The sequence below is a fragment of the Actinomycetospora cinnamomea genome, from assembly GCF_003096675.1.
GTDB lineage: Bacteria > Actinomycetota > Actinomycetes > Mycobacteriales > Pseudonocardiaceae > Actinomycetospora > Actinomycetospora cinnamomea.
On sequence record NZ_QEKW01000004.1, the window covers coordinates 86,396 to 104,320 of the forward strand.

Annotated in this window: 15 protein-coding genes and 1 tRNA gene; 6 read left to right on the forward strand and 10 right to left on the reverse strand. The window is 73.1% G+C overall.

Annotated features, from left to right (window positions below; genetic code table 11):
- The first annotated feature begins 113 nt into the window (after positions 1-113).
- From C8D89_RS09640 to C8D89_RS09655, 4 genes are all read left to right on the forward strand, one after another.
- Positions 114-1,307: a Tm-1-like ATP-binding domain-containing protein gene (locus tag C8D89_RS09640; protein ID WP_116707917.1), complete on the forward strand. Its 1,194-nt coding sequence runs from the start codon at positions 114-116 to the stop codon at positions 1,305-1,307.
- Positions 1,304-2,155, forward strand: coding sequence for a phosphoenolpyruvate hydrolase family protein (locus C8D89_RS09645; protein ID WP_116707918.1), 852 nt, complete (start codon positions 1,304-1,306; stop codon positions 2,153-2,155). Before C8D89_RS09640 ends, C8D89_RS09645 begins: the two co-directional genes overlap by 4 nt.
- A complete protein-coding gene (locus C8D89_RS09650) occupies positions 2,155-2,598 on the forward strand; it encodes an SRPBCC family protein (RefSeq protein ID WP_116707919.1) in 444 nt (147 codons plus the stop codon). Before C8D89_RS09645 ends, C8D89_RS09650 begins: the two co-directional genes overlap by 1 nt.
- A gap of 120 nt (positions 2,599-2,718) precedes the next feature.
- Positions 2,719-3,129, forward strand: a complete 411-nt coding sequence (locus C8D89_RS09655; protein ID WP_116707920.1) for a histone-like nucleoid-structuring protein Lsr2 — start codon at positions 2,719-2,721, stop codon at positions 3,127-3,129.
- Positions 3,130-3,195: 66 nt separating this feature from the next.
- Here the strand turns inward: C8D89_RS09655 and C8D89_RS09660 are convergent.
- The 9 genes from C8D89_RS09660 to dnaA all read right to left on the reverse strand — a co-directional run bounded on the left by C8D89_RS09660 (position 3,196) and on the right by dnaA (position 16,103).
- Positions 3,196-3,269: transfer RNA gene (locus C8D89_RS09660), tRNA-Ile, on the reverse strand.
- 61 nt (positions 3,270-3,330) lie between these two features.
- A complete protein-coding gene (locus C8D89_RS31095; protein WP_423716941.1) occupies positions 3,331-3,978 on the reverse strand; it encodes a DUF3566 domain-containing protein in 648 nt (215 codons plus the stop codon).
- A gap of 528 nt (positions 3,979-4,506) precedes the next feature.
- The gene (gene gyrA, locus C8D89_RS09670; protein ID WP_116707921.1) at positions 4,507-7,014 is read right to left on the reverse strand and encodes a DNA gyrase subunit A; all 2,508 of its coding nucleotides are present in this window, start codon (positions 7,012-7,014) and stop codon (positions 4,507-4,509) included.
- A gap of 213 nt (positions 7,015-7,227) precedes the next feature.
- Positions 7,228-9,246, reverse strand: coding sequence for a DNA topoisomerase (ATP-hydrolyzing) subunit B (gyrB, locus tag C8D89_RS09675; protein WP_116707922.1), 2,019 nt, complete (start codon positions 9,244-9,246; stop codon positions 7,228-7,230).
- Positions 9,247-9,468: 222 nt separating this feature from the next.
- Entirely contained in the window at positions 9,469-10,002 is a 534-nt protein-coding gene (locus tag C8D89_RS09680) for a DciA family protein (protein WP_116707923.1), read from the reverse strand.
- Positions 10,003-10,165: 163 nt separating this feature from the next.
- Positions 10,166-11,344 (reverse strand): DNA replication/repair protein RecF, encoded by a 1,179-nt coding sequence (gene recF / locus C8D89_RS09685; RefSeq protein WP_116707924.1) that lies wholly within the window; start codon positions 11,342-11,344, stop codon positions 10,166-10,168.
- Positions 11,345-11,470: 126 nt separating this feature from the next.
- Positions 11,471-12,370 carry a phosphogluconate dehydrogenase (NAD(+)-dependent, decarboxylating) gene (gnd, locus tag C8D89_RS09690; protein WP_116708166.1) on the reverse strand — a complete coding sequence of 300 codons (900 nt, stop codon included), beginning with the start codon at positions 12,368-12,370 and terminating at the stop codon, positions 11,471-11,473.
- Between the two features lie 78 nt (positions 12,371-12,448).
- Entirely contained in the window at positions 12,449-13,684 is a 1,236-nt protein-coding gene (gene dnaN / locus C8D89_RS09695) for a DNA polymerase III subunit beta (protein WP_116707925.1), read from the reverse strand.
- Positions 13,685-14,420: 736 nt separating this feature from the next.
- On the reverse strand, positions 14,421-16,103 hold the full coding sequence (dnaA, locus tag C8D89_RS09700) for a chromosomal replication initiator protein DnaA (RefSeq protein ID WP_116707926.1): 1,683 nt from the start codon (positions 16,101-16,103) through the stop codon (positions 14,421-14,423).
- Positions 16,104-16,497: 394 nt separating this feature from the next.
- Between dnaA and rpmH the strand changes: the two genes are divergently transcribed.
- On the forward strand, positions 16,498-16,641 hold the full coding sequence (gene rpmH, locus C8D89_RS09705) for a 50S ribosomal protein L34 (RefSeq protein WP_116707927.1): 144 nt from the start codon (positions 16,498-16,500) through the stop codon (positions 16,639-16,641).
- Positions 16,642-16,758: 117 nt separating this feature from the next.
- Positions 16,759-17,142: a ribonuclease P protein component gene (gene rnpA, locus C8D89_RS09710; protein WP_116708167.1), complete on the forward strand. Its 384-nt coding sequence runs from the start codon at positions 16,759-16,761 to the stop codon at positions 17,140-17,142.
- On the opposite strand, the gene C8D89_RS09715 is transcribed toward rnpA, so the two are convergent.
- Positions 17,132-17,899, reverse strand: a complete 768-nt coding sequence (locus C8D89_RS09715; protein ID WP_165825622.1) for an FkbM family methyltransferase — start codon at positions 17,897-17,899, stop codon at positions 17,132-17,134. The two genes, rnpA and C8D89_RS09715, sit on opposite strands and share 11 nt — an antisense overlap.
- Positions 17,900-17,925 lie beyond the last annotated feature (26 nt).

Genomic DNA, 17,925 nt, shown 5'->3' on the forward strand with positions numbered 1-17,925 from the left:
ACCCCTCTCGACTCCGGTGCCGCCCACGGTACCGCGCGCCCGCGTGCTCGCGCCGGACGCCGCCCGCGGGGTAGGAACCCCTGCGGACGAGGACGTCGAGGACGGGAGCGCGGATGGGCGCGACGGGACGGGCCTATGTGGTGGGCACGTTCGACACCAAGGGCGAGGAGCTGCGCTACGTCGCCGAGCTCCTGCGGGACGCGGGCCACGCGGTGACCACGGTCGACGTGGGGACCAGCGATCCGGAGGCGACGGGCGCCGACGTCGGTCCCCGCCAGGTCGCCGGTGACGAGGCGTTCACCGGCGACCGGGGCAGCTCGGTGTCGGCGATGAGCGCCGCGCTCGAGCGCTGGCTCCCGGCCCGCGACGACGTCGCCGGCGTCCTCGCGCTCGGTGGTTCGGGCGGGACGGCACTGGTGACGCCCGCGCTGCAGAGCCTGCCGGTGGGCGTGCCGAAGCTCGTGGTCTCGACCGTGGCCTCGGGCAACGTCGCGCCGTACGTCGGCGCGGTCGACATGACGCTCATGTACTCGGTCACCGACGTCGCCGGCCTCAACCGCATCAGCCGCCGGGTGCTGGCCAACGCGGCGCACGCGCTCGGCGGGATGATCGGCGCGGAGACGCCGCCGGCCCAGGACAAGCCGGCGCTCGGCCTGACGATGTTCGGCGTGACCACGCCGTGCGTCACCGCGGTGACCGAGACGGTGAGCGAGCACTGGGACTGCCTGGTCTTCCACGCCACCGGCACCGGCGGTCGCGCGATGGAGAAGCTCGTCGACGACCGGCTGATCGAGGCCGTCGTCGACGTCAGCACCACCGAGATCGCCGACTTGGTGGTCGGCGGGGTCATGGCCGCCACCGAGGACCGGTTGGGAGCGATCGCCCGCACGGGGGTGCCGTGGGTCGGGTCGGTCGGCGCGCTGGACATGGTCAACTTCGGCGCGCCCGACACCGTGCCCGAGCGCTTCCGCCACCGCACCCTCTACGAGCACAACGCCCAGGTGACGCTGATGCGCACCACGCCCGACGAGAACCGGACGGCCGCGGCCTTCCTGGCGGACGGCCTCAACGCCTGCCCCGGTCCCGTGCGCCTCGTCCTGCCCACCGGCGGGGTCTCGGCCCTCGACGCGCCCGGCATGCCGTTCGCGGACCCCGAGGCGGACGAGGCCCTGTTCACGACCCTGCGCGAGCGGTTCCGCGCCACCGACGACCACCGCCTCGTCGAGAGCCCGCACCACGTCAACGACCCCGAGTTCGCGGCGGCGCTCGTCGCGGCGCTCGAGGAGATCACCGGAGGACGCCCGTGACCCCGACCCGCACCGAGATCCTCGAACGCCTCCACGCGAAGGTCGATCGGGGCGAACCGATCGTCGGCGGCGGTGCCGGCACCGGCCTCTCGGCACGCTGCGAGGAAGAGGGCGGTATCGACCTCATCGTCATCTACAATTCCGGCCGCTACCGCATGGCCGGGCGGGGTTCACTGGCCGGATTGCTCGCCTACGGCAACGCCAACGACATCGTGGTCGAGATGGCGCGCGAGGTCATCCCGGTGGTGCGCCACACGCCGGTGCTCGCCGGCGTCAACGGCACCGACCCGTTCCTCATCCGCCCGCGGTTCCTGCGCGAGCTCCGTGAGCTCGGGTTCGCCGGGGTGCAGAACTTCCCGACGGTCGGGCTCATCGACGGCACCTTCCGGGTGAATCTCGAGGAGACCGGGATGGGATTCGACCGCGAGGTCGAGCTCGTCGCCGCCGCGCACGACGCGGATCTGCTCACGACGCCGTACGTGTTCTCCCCCGACGACGCCCGCGCGATGACCGAGGCCGGCGCGGACGTCGTCGTGTGCCACATGGGACTGACCACCGGCGGGTCGATCGGTGCGCAGACGGCCAAGTCGCTGGACGACTGCGTGGCCCTCGTCGACGAGTGGGCCGCGGCCGCGCGCGAGGTGCGCGACGACGTCCTCGTGCTCGTGCACGGCGGGCCCGTGTCGTCACCCGACGACGCCGCGTACGTCCTGTCCCGCACCCGTACCTGCCACGGCTTCTACGGCGCCAGCAGCATGGAGCGTCTGCCGACCGAGCAGGCGCTGACCGCCACCACCCGGGCCTTCGTCGACCTGCGACCCAACCGCGACCCCGAGGAGCACCGCTGATGCCCGACGTCACCAGCAGCACCGTCGTGCCCGCCGACGCCGAAACGGCCTGGCGGGTCGTGCGCGACTTCGACGGCCTCCCGGCCTGGCACCCCGGGATCAGCGCCAGCGAGCTCGAGGGCGACGCGCGTGCCGACCAGGTCGGCGCCGTCCGCCGGCTGACACTCGGCGACGGCGGCGTGGTGCGCGAGAGCCTCGTCGCACTCGACGACCGCGAGCGGCGACTGACCTACGCGATCCTCGATTCGCCGTTCCCGGTGCGCGACTACCGCTCGACGATCCGGGTCCTGCCGGTGACCTCGAGCGGGGAATGCGTCGTGACCTGGTCCGTGCTGTTCGACTGCGACCTCGACGAGGCCGAGCGCCTGAGTACGCTGTTCGGCCGCGATGTCTTCGGCACCGGGCTCAGCGGGCTGGTCACGTATTTGTCGCCCGCGCCGTGACGTCGGGCGGCACGAATCGAGTGGGGTGCGATCACCGCGCCATTCCTTTGCTAATGTCGCGAGCGACGCGAGGAAATCGCCACCTCGTCGGCGTGGAGAAGTGAAGGAGTCAGTCCCCCCATGGCCCAGAAGACCATCGTCACCCTGGTCGACGACCTGACCGGCGAAGAGGCCGAAGACATCACCACCGTCGAGTTCGCGCTCGACGGCGTCACCTACGAGATCGACCTCGACGAGAAGAACAGCGAGAAGCTGCGCGACGCGCTCGCCGAGTACGTCGCGGCCGCGCGCCGCACCGGGGGCCGCCGCGCGAGCGGTGGCCGTCGTCGGGCCGGCGGTGGCGCCGGCACCGGCACGCCGCGCGCGACGTCGCCCGGCGGGTACGACCGCGAGACGTCCAAGCAGATCCGCGAGTGGGCCAAGGCCCAGGGCTTCGAGGTCTCCGACCGCGGCCGCGTGCCCAACAACGTCGTCGAGGCGTGGGAGGCCCAGCGCAAGGGCTCCGACAAGGCGGCCACCTTCTCCGGGTGACGCCACGACCCGCAGCACGACGACGGCCCCGGAGCGTGGTGCTCCGGGGCCGTCGTCGTATCGGGGTGGGCCCAGCTGGATTTGAACCAGCGACCTCGTCGTTATCAGCGACGCGCTCTAACCAACTGAGCTATGGGCCCCCGCGAGGTGCGGCCACCAGGTTACCGGAGGCGCACCGGCGGCCGTGCACGGGGATCCGCGCTACTCCCGCTCGGACAGCGTCACCTCGATGCCGCCCGCGACGTCGGCCGAGATGTTGTAGATGAACGCCGAGACGCTCGCCAGCGCGGTGAACAGGATGATGTTCACGACGCCGATGATCGCCGCGATACCGAACACCCCGCCCGCGGTGATGAGATCACCGCCACCGCCACCGGTGTCGGAGGTCAGGTCCTGATAGGTGCCGTTGAGCTGGGCCCACACGCCCATGCCGTCGAGCACCGCGTAGAGCACGCCGACCGCGAACATCCACACGAAGAACAGCGCGACGCCGAGCACGAGCGCGAGCTTGAGCACCGACCACGGGTCGAACCGGCGCACCTGCAGGCTCGCGCGCCGCGGCACCTTGCCGCGAGGGCGCGCCGTCGCCAGGTCGGCGACGTCGTCGGGCTCGCGCCGCCCGTCGTCGGGGTCCTCGCGCGGGCGCATGCCGAGCTGCTCGGGCGAGAGCTGGTTGGTCGGCGCGTCGATGCCCGACGAGCTCGACGTGCCCGACGCGCTCGAGGCGCCCGGCTCGGCCGTGCCGCCCGGCGCGGCCGCCCCCGTGACGGGCGCGGTGCGCGACGCGAGGGGAACGCCCCCCGAGGACGGCGCGGCGCCCTCCGACGGCGGCCGACCCGGCACCCCCAGGGGCCCCACGGGGCGGGGGAACGGTCCCGACGGCGGGTGCGCCCCGGGACCGCCGGGGCCCCGCTGGCCACCGGTCGGGTTCGGCGGCGCCGTGGGACGCGGGCTCGGACGCCCGGCCGCGGGTATCGGACCGGAGGGCGGGCCCGTGGCCGCGCCGCCGCGCTGCCACGGCGGAGGGGGGCCGGCCGATCCGCCGCCGGAGGTCGAGTCGGAGGCCGCGACCGCGTCGGGCTCGGCGTCGTCGGCCCCCTCGTCCCGCGACGAGCCCGCCGGGCCACCGTCCTCGACGGCCTGCACCCGCGTCGTGGACTCCACGTCGCGAGCCCCGTTGCGCTGCGTCTCCCCGTCCCCGTCTCCGGGGCCGCGCTGCGCCTCGGGAGCCGGCTCCTCCGTACTCGTCCGCGCGCCGCCCGACCCCGGTGTGTCCGACGACGCGGTCGGCTCGTCCGGATTGCTCGGTGTGCTCACCACAGGCTCGTCTCGTCGTCGGTGACGGGGGCGGGGCCCGTCAGTGCTGGTCGGTTCGCGTCACACCTGCGGCGGCGAGGTCAGCCCGCCCGCGTCGGGGTCGGCGGCGTTCTCGGCGTTGCGCGCGATGGCGAGCAGCGTGCCACCCTCGCCGAGGTTCATCAGGCGTACACCCTTGGTCTGGCGGCCCGCCTTGCGGACCTCCTTCGCCGTGGTGCGGATGACCCCGCCGCTGGTCGTGATCGCGTACAGCTCGTCGTCGAGCTCGACGATGAGCGCGCCGACCAGCGTGCCGCGCCGGCGGTCGTACTGCAGCGTCAGCACGCCCTTGCCGCCCCGGTTCTGCACCGGGTACTCCTCGATCGGCGTGCGCTTCGCGTAACCGCCACCGGTGGCGACGAGCAGGAACGTGCCGTCGCGCACGACGCCGATCGAGAGCAGCTCGTCCCCGGAGTTGAACCGCATCCCGGTGACGCCGGAGGTCGCGCGGCCCATGGGGCGCAGCGCGTCGTCGGTGGCCGAGAACCGGATCGACTGGCCCTCGGCGGAGACGAGCAGCAGGTCGTCGTCGGCCGAGCACAGCACGGCGCCGACGAGCTCGTCGCCCTCGCGCAGGTTGATGCCGATGAGGCCGCCGGCGCGGTTGGAGTCGAAGTCGGTCAGCCGCGACTTCTTCACCAGCCCGGACTTCGTCGCGAGCACCAGGTACGGCGCCGCGTCGTAGTCCTGGATGTGCATGACCTGCGCGATCTGCTCCTCGGGCTGGAACGCGAGGAGGTTCGCGACGTGCTGGCCGCGCGCGTTGCGGTTGGCCTCGGGCAGCTCGTAGGCCTTCGCCCGGTACACCCGGCCCTTGTTGGTGAAGAACAGCAGCCAGTCGTGGGTCGAGCAGACGAAGAAGTGGGCGACGATGTCGTCCTGCTTGAGCGTCGCGCCCTGGACGCCGCGCCCACCGCGCTTCTGCGCACGGTAGAGGTCGGTCTTCGTGCGCTTCGCGTAGCCGGTGCGGGTGATCGTGACGACGATGTCCTCGACCGCGATGAGGTCGGCGTCGGCGACCTCGCCGTCGTAGCCGACGAGGCGGGTCAGCCGGTTGTCCCCGTGCTTGTCGACGATCTCGGCGAGCTCGTCGCGGACGATCTGCCGCTGGCGCTCGGGCCGGGCGAGGATGTCCTGCAGATCGCGGATCGTCTCCTCGAGCTCGGCGAGCTCGTCGATGATCTTCTGGCGCTCGAGGGCGGCGAGGCGCCGCAGCTGCATGTCGAGGATCGCCTGGGCCTGGAGCTCGTCGATGTCGAGCAGCTCGATGAGGCCGGTGCGGGCCACGTCGACCGTCTCCGACGCGCGGATCAGGGCGATGACCTCGTCGAGGGCGTCCAGCGCCTTGACCAGACCGCGCAGGATGTGGGCGCGCTCCTCGGCCTTGCGCAGGCGGTAGCGCGTCCGCCGCACGATCACGTCGATCTGGTGGCGGATCCAGTGCCGGATCATCTGGTCGAGACGCAGGGTGCGCGGCACGCCGTCGACGATCGAGAGCATGTTGACGCCGAAGCTGTACTGCAGCTGCGTGTGCTTGTAGAGGTTGTTCAGCACGACCTTCGCGACGGCGTCGCGGCGCAGCGTGATGACGATGCGGCGACCCACGCGGTCCGACGACTCGTCGTTGATCTCGGCGATGCCCTGGATGCGCCCGTCGCGCACCAGCGTCGCGATCGACTCGATGAGCGAGTCCGGGTTGACCTGGTAGGGCAGCTCGGTGACGACCAGGATCGTGCGCCCCTTGGCGTCCTCCTCGGCCTCGACCACCGCGCGCATGCGGATCGAGCCGCGCCCGGTGCGGTACGCGGACTCGATGCCGTCGGTGCCGACCACGAGGCCGGCGGTGGGGAAGTCCGGGCCCTTGATGCGCTCCATGAGCGCGGCGAGGGTCTCCTCCTCGGAGGCCTCCGGGTTGTCCAGCGCCCACGTGGCACCGGCGGCCACCTCGCGCAGGTTGTGCGGCGGGATGTTGGTGGCCATGCCCACCGCGATGCCGGCCGAGCCGTTGATCAGCAGGTTGGGCACGCGGCTCGGCAGCACCGCCGGCTCCTGCGTGCGGCCGTCGTAGTTGTCGACGAAGTCGACGGTCTCCTCGTCGATGTCGGCGAGCATCGACATCGCGAGCGGCGAGAGGCGGCACTCTGTGTAGCGCATGGCCGCGGCCGGGTCGTTGCCCGGCGAGCCGAAGTTGCCCTGGCCGTCGATCAGCGGGTAGCGCATCGACCACGGCTGCGCGAGGCGCACGAGCGCGTCGTAGATCGCCGAGTCGCCGTGGGGGTGGTAGTTGCCCATGACGTCGCCGACGACGCGGGCGCACTTGACGTAGCTGCGGTCGGGGCGGAACCCCGAGTCGTACATCGAGTACAGGACGCGCCGGTGGACCGGCTTGAGCCCGTCCTCCACGATCGGCAGCGCGCGGCCCACGATGACCGACATCGCGTAGTCGATGTAGGAGCGCTGCATCTCCTGCTGGATGTCGACCGGCTCGATGCGGTCGCCGGAGCCGGGAGGCAGGGTCGTCTCGGTCACGCGGTCGGTCTCCCCTTCTGCACCCCGGGGCCGCGGCGGACACCGCATCGTCTCGACGGGGGCGTGGTCGTGCTGCCGGACCCGGCCCTGGTCAGCCAGGGGCCCGACCCCTCGATTCTACCGACGGCCGCCGTCGGCCCCCGCGTCCCCCGACGGCGCGTCGAGCGCGGTTCCACGGGAAACGTCCCCGGGGAACCGAACCCTCGACCTGCACTACACGTCGAGGAAGCGCACGTCCTTGGCGTTGCGGGTGATGAACGAGCGCCGCGACTCGACGTCCTCGCCCATGAGCACGCTGAACAGCTCGTCGGCGGTGGCCGCGTCGTCGAGCGTCACCTGCAGCAGCATCCGGGTCCTCGGATCCATCGTGGTCTCCCACAGCTCCTTGGCGTTCATCTCGCCGAGGCCCTTGTACCGCTGGACGCCGTCGTCCTTGTTGATCTTCTTGCCCGCGGCCCGCCCGGCCTCGAGCAGCCCGTCGCGCTCGCGGTCCGAGTAGGCGAACTCCGGCTCCGCGTTCCGTCCGCTCCACTTGATCTTGTAGAGCGGCGGCTGCGCGAGGAAGACGTGGCCGTTCTCCACCAGCGGCCGCATGAAGCGGAACAGCAGCGTGAGCAGCAGCGTGCGGATGTGCTGGCCGTCGACGTCGGCGTCGGCCATCAGCACGATCTTGTGGTAGCGCAGCTTCGACAGGTCGAACTCGTCGTGGATGCCGGTGCCCAGCGCGGTGATGATCGACTGGACCTCGTTGTTCTTGAGGACGCGATCGATGCGGGCCTTCTCGACGTTGATGATCTTCCCGCGGATCGGGAGGATCGCCTGGAACATCGAGTCGCGCCCGGACTTGGCCGACCCGCCCGCGGAGTCGCCCTCGACGATGTAGACCTCGCTGCGCTCGGGGTCGTTGCTACGGCAGTCGGCGAGCTTGCCGGGCAGCCCACCGAGGTCGCCGGCGGTCTTGCGGCGCACGAGCTCGCGGGCCTTGCGCGCCGCGAGACGCGCCTGCGCCGAGCCCACCGCCTTGTTGATGATGGTCTTGGCCTCGGCCGGGTTGGCCTCGAACCAGTCGGCGAGGTGCTCGTTGCAGACCTTCTGGACGAACGAGCGCACCTCGGTGTTGCCGAGCTTGGTCTTGGTCTGGCCCTCGAACTGGGGCTCGGCCACCTTCACCGACACGATGGCCGCGAGGCCCTCGCGGATGTCGTCGCCGGTCAGCGCCGGGTCCTTGTCCTTGAGGAGCTTCTTGTCGCGCGCGTAGCGGTTGACCGTCGCGGTCAGCGCCGAGCGGAAGCCCTCCTCATGGGTGCCACCCTCGGTGGTGTTGATGGTGTTGCAGAAGGTGTAGACCGACTCCGAGTAGCCCGAGTTCCACTGCATCGCGACCTCGACCTGGTGGCCGGTGCCCTCGGCCTGGAACCCCACCGGCTTGCGGTGGATCGGGTCCTTGGCGTGGTTGATGTGCGCGACGAAGTCCTCGAGCCCGCCCGGGTAATGGAAGGTGCGCTCGGTGACCTTGGCGACGTAGCCCTCGGCGTCCGGGGCGTCGTCGATCACGGTGCTCTCGTCGTCGGAGCCCTCGGGCTTGCGCTCGTCACGCAGCACGATGGTCAGGCCCTTGTTGAGGAACGCCATCTCCTGCAGGCGGCGCGAGACCGTCTCGAAGTTGTACGACGTCGTCTCGAAGATCGTCGGGTCGGCCCAGAACGTGATCGACGTGCCGGTCTTCTTCGTCTTGCCGACCTGGTTGAGCGGCCCGGGACGCGCGTGGTCGTAGTGCTGCGTCCAGATCTGGCCGTCGGTGTGAATCTCGACGTCCAGCGCCGTGGACAGCGCGTTGACGACGCTGACGCCGACGCCGTGCAGACCGCCGGAGACGGCGTACGACTTGTCGTCGAACTTGCCGCCCGCGTGCAGCATGGTCAGCACCATCTCGACCGCGGGCTTCTTCTCCACCGGATGCATGCCCACCGGGATGCCGCGGCCGTCGTCGACCACCGAGATGCCGCCGTCAGCGAGGAGGCCGACCTCGACCCGCGTGGCGTAGCCGGCCATCGCCTCGTCGACGGCGTTGTCCACGACCTCCCAGATCAGGTGGTGCAGACCGCGCTCACCCGTGGAGCCGATGTACATGCCGGGCCGCTTGCGGACGGCCTCGAGACCCTCCAGGACCGTGATGGACGAGGCGCTGTAGTCGCCGTTGTTCTTCTTGGCCGAGTTCTGTGCGGCTGCCACGGGCTCCGGAGTCTCCCTCGCGTGGACGCAGGGGCCCGGTCGCGACGGCGAACGGGCAGGTCGATCTGCCTCCAGTCTACCGGTCCCGCTCGCCAGAACGGCCCCGGTACACGGCTCAGCGCGTCACAGGGCGCCGGAATCGGGCCCGGGAGGGGTCGACCGCCCGAGACGCCCTCTCGACGGCTCTCGGCGGGCGGTGGCGGCGTACCGACCGGTCACCGCTCAGCCGTAGGTGTCGCGCGGGCCGCGACCCGACACGTGACGGGGGCCGCGACGCCAGCTCGGGGCCGTCGGGCCGTGGATGCGCATGCGGGTCACGACGCCGTCGCCGAGGCCGGCCGCGATGCGGGCGACGAGCTGGCGCTGGAGAAGGCGCAGCTGCGTGGCCCAGGCCGTCGAGTCGGCCTGCACGGTCAGCTCGCCCTCGCGCAGCGACACCGGGCGGGCGTGCTCGGCGACCTCCGCGCCCACGAGCTCGGCCCACCGTCCGAAGACCGCGCCGTCCGACAGGCGCGGGGCCCAGCCGCGCTCGCCCGAGAGCCGGGAGGCGAGGCGACCCAGCGGCTGCGGGTCGCGGTCGTCCGCGCCGGCGCCGGACCACCCGCGTCGCCGGGTCCGCCCCAGCCCGTTCGCACCGCGCCGTACCGGGCGCCGCACCCCGCCGGCGCCGCCGCCCGCCGCGGCCCGTTTCGCCGCGCTCGCCTCGCGGGCGGCGGCGAGCGCGTCGCGAGCGAGGTCCGCGCCCCGGCGGGGCAAGGGATCCGCAGGAGAATCGCCCGATCCGGGGGTGTGGACAGCGTCCTCGGAGCGACTGCCCTGCTCGCGCCCCGGATCCGGGTCCGGACGATCGCGTCCGCCGGATCTCCCGGACGAGTTGTCCACAGCATCCACAGGTCTGTCCCCAGCACCCGTGCCACGATCACGCTTCCGGACCACCAGTGACACCCCCCGTCGTCCGACCTGCGCCCAGAATCTCACTCACCGTGCCCGAATCGACCACGTAGCGTGCCCCCTGCAGTTCGCCGGGCACATCGTCGTCCACCGCGGCGGTGACGAGGACCTGCTCCGCGCGTCCGGCGGTGCGCGCGAGCGCCCGGCGCCGCCGGACGTCCAGTTCCGCGAAGACGTCGTCGAGCACCAGCACCGGCTCCGAGCCCTCCCCGCGCAGCAGCTCGAACCCGCCGAGGCGCAGCGCGAGCGCCATCGACCACGACTCCCCGTGGCTGGCGTACCCCTTGGCCGGGCCCTCGCCCAGCACGAGCTCGAGGTCGTCGCGGTGCGGGCCGACCAGGCACACCCCGCGCTCGATCTCCTGCCTGCGCCGGCGCCGCATCTCCTCGAGCAGCACCACCTCCAGGTCCTCGACCGGCGGCACGTCCGCGCCCGCGACCCCGATCTCGTCGACGGTCGCGACCTTGGAGCGGTAGCGCGCGTCCACCGCCACCGACTCGGGCGCGACCTCGGCGTAGGCGTCCCGGACGTGCGGGGCCAGGGCGGCGGCGAGCTCGAGGCGGCCGGCGACGAGGACGGCACCGGCCCGCGCGAGGTGGGCATCCCAGACGTCGAGGGTGCTCGTGTCCCCACGGGCGTGGCGGGCGGTCTTGAGCAGCGCCGAGCGCTGGCGCAGCACCTTGTCGTAGTCCGCGCGCGCCCCCGCCCACCGCGGCGCCCGGGCCACGAGGAGGTCGTCGAGGAAGCGGCGGCGCTCGCCCGGATCGCCCCGGACCAGCGCGAGGTCCTCGGGGGCGAACACCACCGTGCGCACGATGCCCAGCACCTCGCGGGGGCTGCGCACCGGCGCGCGGTTGACGCGCGCCCGGTTGGCCCGTCCGGCGGCGATCTCGACCTGGACGGTGAGCTCGCGGCCCTCGTTGACCACGACCGCCCGCACCGTGGCCGCCGCGGCACCGCGGCGGATCAGCGGGGCGTCACCGGCCACGCGGTGCGACGACAACGTGGCCAGGTAGCCCACGGCCTCGACGAGGTTGGTCTTGCCCTGGCCGTTGGCCCCCACCAGCACCGAAACCCCGGGCGCGAAGGTCAGGTCGGCGTGGGACCAGGAGCGGAAGTCGGTGACCGACAGCGCCCGCACGTACATCCGCCCTCCCGTCGCTGCGCTCGCCCGGCATCCTTCCCGTCGCTGCGCTCGCCCCGGCATCCTTCCCGTCGCTGCGCTCGCCCGGGTCCTTCCCGTCGCTGCGCTCGCCCGGGGGGAGGCGGGCGATCAGCCGCCCGTCGGCGGCTCGAGCGCGGCGTCGCCCGCCTTGTGCACGGCGTGGCCGCCGAACTGGGCGCGCAGGGCCGCCACCGCCTTCATCGCCGGGGAGTCGACCTGGCGGGAGGCGAAGCGGGCGAACAGGGCCGCCGAGATCACCGGCAGCGGCACGGCGTGCAGGATGGCCTCGTCGACCGTCCAGCGGCCCTCGCCGGAGTCCTCGGCATAGCCCGTGATGCGGTCGAGGTGCGGGTCATCCTCGAGGGCGCGGACCATGAGGTCGAGCAGCCAGCTGCGCACGACCGTGCCGCGGCTCCAGGCCTTCATGACCGCGCCGACGTTCTCGACCGGGCCGCCGGCGTTGAGCAGCTCGTAGCCCTCGGCGTAGGCCTGCATGAGGCCGTACTCGACGCCGTTGTGGACCATCTTCGCGTAGTGGCCCGCGCCGACCGGCCCGGCGTGCACGAAGCCCTCCTCGCGCGGGCCCTCGGGCCGCAGGGCGTCGAAGACCGGCATCATCCGCTCGATGTCGGCCGGGTCGCCGCCGGCCATGAGGCCGTAGCCCTCGGTGCGTCCCCACACGCCGCCCGAGACCCCGCAGTCGACGTAGCGGATGCCGTGGGCGTCGAGCAGCTCGGCGTGCACGGTGTCGTCGGTGAACTTGCTGTTGCCGCCGTCGACGACGAGGTCGCCCTCGTCGAGCAGGTCGGCCAGGCTGCGCACCGTCGAGTGCGTCGGCTCGCCCGCCGGGATCATCAACCACAGCGTGCGGGGCGCCGAGAGCGCCTTGACCAGCTCGTCGAGCGACCCGACGTCGCCCGAGCCGTCGTTGGCGTAGCCGACGACCTCGTGGCCGGCGGCGCGTAGCCGTTCGGCCATGTTGCCGCCCATGCGTCCGAGACCGACCATCCCCAGCTGCACGTCGGAGTTCCTCTCGTCGGCCGGCGCGGGATGCACCTGCGCTCGGGTCGGATGGCGGCCCGGGCGTCAGCCCGGCAGCCGCACCGGCATCAGGAGGTAGAGGTACCCGGGCCGGGGCTCGGGAAGATCTTCGGCCGCGTCACCCGGTCCGGGCTCGGGCGTCGTCGCCCCGCCACCGGTGGGCTCCGCGTCGTCGGTCCCCTCCGACCCGGACTCGCCGGGAGGCGTCGCCGGGCGCAGCAGCGCGGGGCGGCTCGGCGTGGTGAACGACATGTGGGCGTGCTCGGCGCCGAGCGCGGAGAGCCCGTCGAGGAGGTAACCCGGGTTGAACGCGATGGTGAGCGGCTCGCCGACGAATCGGCACGCCAGCTCCTCCTCGGCGCTGCCCTCGTCGTCGCCGCCGGCGGTGAGGCGCAGGACGTCGTCGGCGAACTCGAGACGGACCTGCGTCCCGCGCTCGGCCACGAGGGAGACGCGCTTGATGGCCTCCACCAGCGGCGCGATCTCGAGCACGGCGGCCGAGGTGTGCTCCTTGGGCAGCAGCTGGCGGTAGCGCGGGAACTCCGCGTCGAGCAGGCGCGTGGTGGAGCGGCGCCCGCCGCCGGCCAGGCCGAGCAGCCCGTCGCCGCGCGCCAGCGCCATCTCGATGCGCGAGCCCGACGACGTCAGCGTCTTGGCCGCCTCGGCCAGCGTCTTGGCGGGGGCGAGCAGCGCGACCTCGCCCGACTCGCCGGCGCCCGCACTCTCGCCGGGCTCCCAGCTGAACTCGCGGACGGCGAGGCGGAACCGGTCGGTGGCCGCGAGTGTCAGCGTCGAGCCGTCGATCTCGATGCGGATGCCGGTGAGCATCGGCAGCGTGTCGTCCCGGCCGGCGGCCACCGCCACCTGCGAGACGGCCTGGGCGAAGACCTCGGGCGCGAGCGCGCCGGCGACCGGCGGCATCTCGGGCAGCTGCGGGTAGTCCTCGGCCGACATCGTCGGGAGGCTGAACCGCGCGTTGCCGCACGCGATGGCCGCGCGGGGCCCGTCGACGGTGACGTCCACGGGGTGCGGCGGCAGGGCCCGTGTGATGTCGGCGAGCAGCCGCCCCGAGACCAGCGCACGGCCCGCGTCCCCGATCATCGCCGGGACCTCGACGCGGGCGGACACCTCGTAGTCGAACCCCGAGACCGTCAACGTGCCGTCGCCCTCGGTGTCGAGCAGGACGCCGCCGAGCACCGGGACGGGCGCGCGGCTCGGGAGGCTGCGGGCGACGAAGGCCACGGCGTCGGCGAGGGCGTCGCGTTCGACGCGGAACTTCATCGCGGGTCCTCCCCCTTGCTGGGCCGTTTCGAGGGCATCTCGTCGTCGGGCGGGGACGCCCCCCCGGCGGGTGCATCACGGTAGAGCCTGCACCAGGGGTCCGACACTCCGGGCCCGGTCGCCATCCGAGCCGATCAGGTGGTCCGGCGGCGTGTCTCGGCGAGGTCACGACGACCGTCCACACCACCTCTTCTCTGGAAGTTCTCTAGAGAGAGAAAGACAGTAGGACCAGTAGGTCCTGTGCGTGGTGTGGACGGCGGGCGTCGTCGCAGGTCGGGCGGCCGGATCCGGTGTGGACACCCCGGCGGCGGAGATGCCCGGATCCGGGGACGGATCGGCGCGTCCGGTGGACGGATCGTCCCGGCGTCTGCTCGTCCCGGCGCCTTCCACCGCACCGCTGGGGATGTCCACAGACTTGTCCCCAGCTGTGGGTCGATCGGGAATCGACCGATCGCGGTGTGCTACCGGGGTGGGTGCTCGGCGCCGGGGCCCGACGACTCACCGCCGGCCCCTGCTTCCTGTGGTCACGCTCCGTCCCTCGAGGGGCGGGATCCGTTGGACGCAGCGTGACGAAATCCGCATCGATCGAGCCGCGTGTCGTTGTCGGCGCGCGGAACCGGAGTGCCCGACGCGGGTCGTCGGGACACGACTCGGGCTCCGTCGGGAGCCCGGCTACCGAGGAGCGAGGGCGTCCCTGGGTGCGTGCGAGGCAGCGAGGGCGCCCCTCGCTGCGCACTCAGCCGCGGGCGCGCTGCTTGATGCGCGCGGTGAGCTCCTGGACCTGCTCGTAGGTCCGGCGCCGCTCGGCCATCTCCTTGCGGATCTTCTTGTCCGCATGCATGACCGTTGTGTGGTCGCGGTTGCCGAACATCTGCCCGATGCGCGGCAGGGACAGGTCGGTGAGCTCGCGACAGAGATACATCGCGATCTGGCGGGCCAGGGCGAGCGCCTTGGTCTTGCCGGGACCGCAGAGGTCGTCGATGGACACCGAGTAGAACTCGGCGGTCACCGCCATGATCGTCGGAGCGGTGATCTCCGACTGGCGGGAGTCGGGGATGAGGTCGCGCAGGACGATCTCGGCGAGCTGCAGGTCGATCGGCTGGCGGTTGAGCGACGCGAAGGCCGTGACGCGGATGAGCGCGCCCTCGAGCTCGCGGATGTTGCGCTCGATGCGGTCCGCGATGAACTCGAGGACCTCGGGCGGCGCGGCCATCCTCTCGCCGGCGGCCTTCTTGCGCAGGATGGCGATGCGCGTCTCGAGCTCGGGCGGCTGGATGTCGGTGATCAAGCCCCACTCGAAGCGGGTGCGCAGCCGGTCCTCCAGCGTCTCGAGCCGCTTCGGCGGGCGATCGGAGGACACGACGATCTGCTTGTTCGCGTTGTGCAGGGTGTTGAAGGTGTGGAAGAACTCCTCCTGGGTGCCTTCCTTGCCCTCCAGGAACTGGATGTCGTCCACCAGCAGCACGTCGACGTCGCGGTAGCGGCGTTGGAAGGCCACCTTGCGGTCGTCGCGCAGCGAGTTGATGAAGTCGTTGGTGAACTCCTCGGTCGACACGTAGCGCACGCGCATGCCGGCGAACAGGCGCTGGGCGTAGTGCCCGACGGCGTGCAGCAGGTGCGTCTTGCCGAGCCCGGAGTCGCCCCAGACGAACAGCGGGTTGTACGCGCGGGCCGGCGCCTCGGACACCGCGACGGCGGCGGCGTGGGCGAAGCGGTTGGAGGCCCCGATGACGAACGTGTCGAACGTGTACTTCTCGTTGAGCCGCGTCTGGGACCGCGGCGCGCCGCGGGCCGGGTCGGGCCCGGTGTCGCGCAACTCGCCCGGCGGCTCCCCCGGCGGGCGGGGCGCCCAGATCTCGTGGACCGCGGCGAGCCCGTCCTCGACCTCGTCGACCTCCTCCTCGGGGTGCGACCGGTCGGGATTGTGGGTCACCCGCCCGACGCCGGCGGCCGCCGCGATCGCCTCGGCCCGGTGCGACGAGGTCGGCGACGAGGGCGAGGAGGTCGCGGCGAGGTAGCCGGTGTCCGGTCCGGTGTCGGAGGGGCGGTGCCCGTCGCCCGACGGGTGCCCGCCGTCGGCGGAGGGCACGGTGGCGCGGGGCAGCGGGGACGTGCTCGGCCCGATCTCGGGCGTGGGGCGGGCGCTGTGGTCGACGCGGACGGCCAGCGAGACCGGGCGGCCGATGTGTCGGGACAGTGCGGCGACGATCGGGTCGCGCAGCGCGCGCTCGATGGCCTCCTTGGCGAACTCGCTCGGCGCGGCGAGCAGCGCGGTGTCCTCCAGCAGGCCCAGCGGGCGCGTCACGCGGACCCAGGCCCGCTGCTGCGGGGAGAGTGCGGCGCCGTCCCCCGACCCGGCGGTGAGCTCGGCGACGACACGACCCCACGTCTCGTCGAGGTCGAAGAGCTGGTCCGACATCCGGCACCCCTCTCCGTCCCCTGCCCCGGCACGCGGCGGCCCGTCCGACCGCGGGCGCGCGTGTCCACAGTCCTGTCCACAACTGTGCACGACGGAGCGCGGACGGTGACGCGTGGGTCCCGGTGATCCCCCCCGGCGCCCGGGCACGATATCCACCCCGGGGACGCAGTGCGTGGGACTGTCGGCGGGCACGTGTCCTCGGCGGGAGAAGGACGCTAACAAGGCAGCCGACCGGCCCACAACCTCCCCTCGGAGGGCACTCCGGACCGGGGTGCTCGTCGCGCGGGGTGGACCGGCTACCCTGGAACGGACCGGAGCCGCCGTCCATCGTGGACGAAGGGCACTGACCGTGGCGTCGCGAGCACGCGACGCGTTGGAGCAGGAGAACGCGAGAGTGGCCAAGGGCAAGCGCACGTTCCAGCCGAACAACCGTCGGCGGTCGAAGACCCACGGCTTCCGGCTGCGCATGCGCACGCGTGCGGGTCGCGCCGTGCTCGCCGCGCGCCGCCGCAAGGGCCGCGAGCAGCTCAGCGCCTGACCGGGTCGCCGGCCGGGCCGGCGCTCGACCACCCGACGGGGCCCCTCCGACGTGGAGGCGGTCCCGTCGTCGTGTCTCGGGCGCGCCGCGCCCGCCCGTGCCGCGCCCCCACCCACCGTGCTGCCCCGCGCCCTCCGGATCACCCGGCCCCAGGACTTCCGCCTCGTGCTGCGCCGCGGACGGCGCGCCGGGCGGCGGCGACTCGTCGTGCACGCGCTCGCCACGTCGATCCCGCGCCCGGCGCGGGCCGGGCTCGTCGTGGGCCGCGGGGTGGGGCCGGCCGTCGTGCGGCACCGGGTCAGCCGGCGCCTGCGCCACCTGCTGCGCCCGCGCCTGGAGGCCCTCCCCCCGGGTACCGACCTCGTCGTGCGCGCCCAGGCCCCGGCGGCGGACGCGACCTCGGTCGAGCTGGGCGAGGACCTCGACGCCGCGCTCGCCCGGCTCGGCCTCGACCACCACGGGTCGGGCTCCTCCGCGGCGGCCCCCCGGCTCACGGACTGAACAGGTAGTTGCGCTCGGTGTCGACGATCCCCGCGACGGGCCGCCAACCCGCCGACCACGTGCAGGCCCGGTACCCCCGGTCCGTGAGCCGGTCGAACAGCTCCGCCGCGCGCACCCCGTACTTGCGGGTGTGCCGGTCCTCGATCTCGAGCAGCAGGTGCGGGCGGTGATGCGCGAGGGTCGCGGCCGCACCGTCGAGCAGCGCGCCCTCCGCGCCCTCGACGTCGGCCTTGACGAGGCGCACCCGCGGCAGGCCGAGGTCGGCGACGATCGCGTCGACGGTCTCGACCGGCACGGCCTCGAGCCGGTGGCGGGAGAACTCGCGGTTGGGCCCGTCGTCCCGTGCCCCCGCGGTGAGGTAGGCGCGCCCGTGCACGGGCAGCCCGCGCCGGCGCGGGACGGAGAGGTGTGCCGTACCGGGGGCGGCGCCGAGCGCGACGCGGTGCAGTGCCACCCAGGACAGCCCGGCCGCGCGGACCCCGAGCTGCAGGGCCCGGTGGGCGGCGCGCTGGGGCTCGAAGGCGTGCACGGCGCCGCTCGGGCCGACGAGGTCGGCGAGCACGTGGGTGTAGAGCCCGAACTCCGCGCCGACGTCGAGGCAGACGTCACCCGGCCCGACGAGCTCGGCCAGGCCGAGGATCTCCTTCTCGACGACGAGGCGCCGGCGCGCGCCCGCGGCGAGGACGGCGCGCACCGCGCGGGACCGTCGGGTGCCCCCCGTCCGTCCGTCGGCGGCGGCCACTCCGTCGATCGACACAGCGTCGATGATTTCACGACGGCGGG

Excerpts from the sequence above, each read along its gene's own strand:
- C8D89_RS09640 (WP_116707917.1), top strand. The coding sequence starts at position 114 with ATGGGCGCGACGGGACGGGCCTATGTGGTGGGCACGTTCGACACCAAG.
- C8D89_RS09650 (WP_116707919.1), top strand. The coding sequence starts at position 2,155 with ATGCCCGACGTCACCAGCAGCACCGTCGTGCCCGCCGACGCCGAAACG.
- C8D89_RS09655 (WP_116707920.1), top strand. The coding sequence starts at position 2,719 with ATGGCCCAGAAGACCATCGTCACCCTGGTCGACGACCTGACCGGCGAA.
- recF (WP_116707924.1), bottom strand. The coding sequence starts at position 11,344 with ATGTACGTGCGGGCGCTGTCGGTCACCGACTTCCGCTCCTGGTCCCAC.
- gnd (WP_116708166.1), bottom strand. The coding sequence starts at position 12,370 with ATGGTCGGTCTCGGACGCATGGGCGGCAACATGGCCGAACGGCTACGC.
- dnaN (WP_116707925.1), bottom strand. The coding sequence starts at position 13,684 with ATGAAGTTCCGCGTCGAACGCGACGCCCTCGCCGACGCCGTGGCCTTC.
- dnaA (WP_116707926.1), bottom strand. The coding sequence starts at position 16,103 with ATGTCGGACCAGCTCTTCGACCTCGACGAGACGTGGGGTCGTGTCGTC.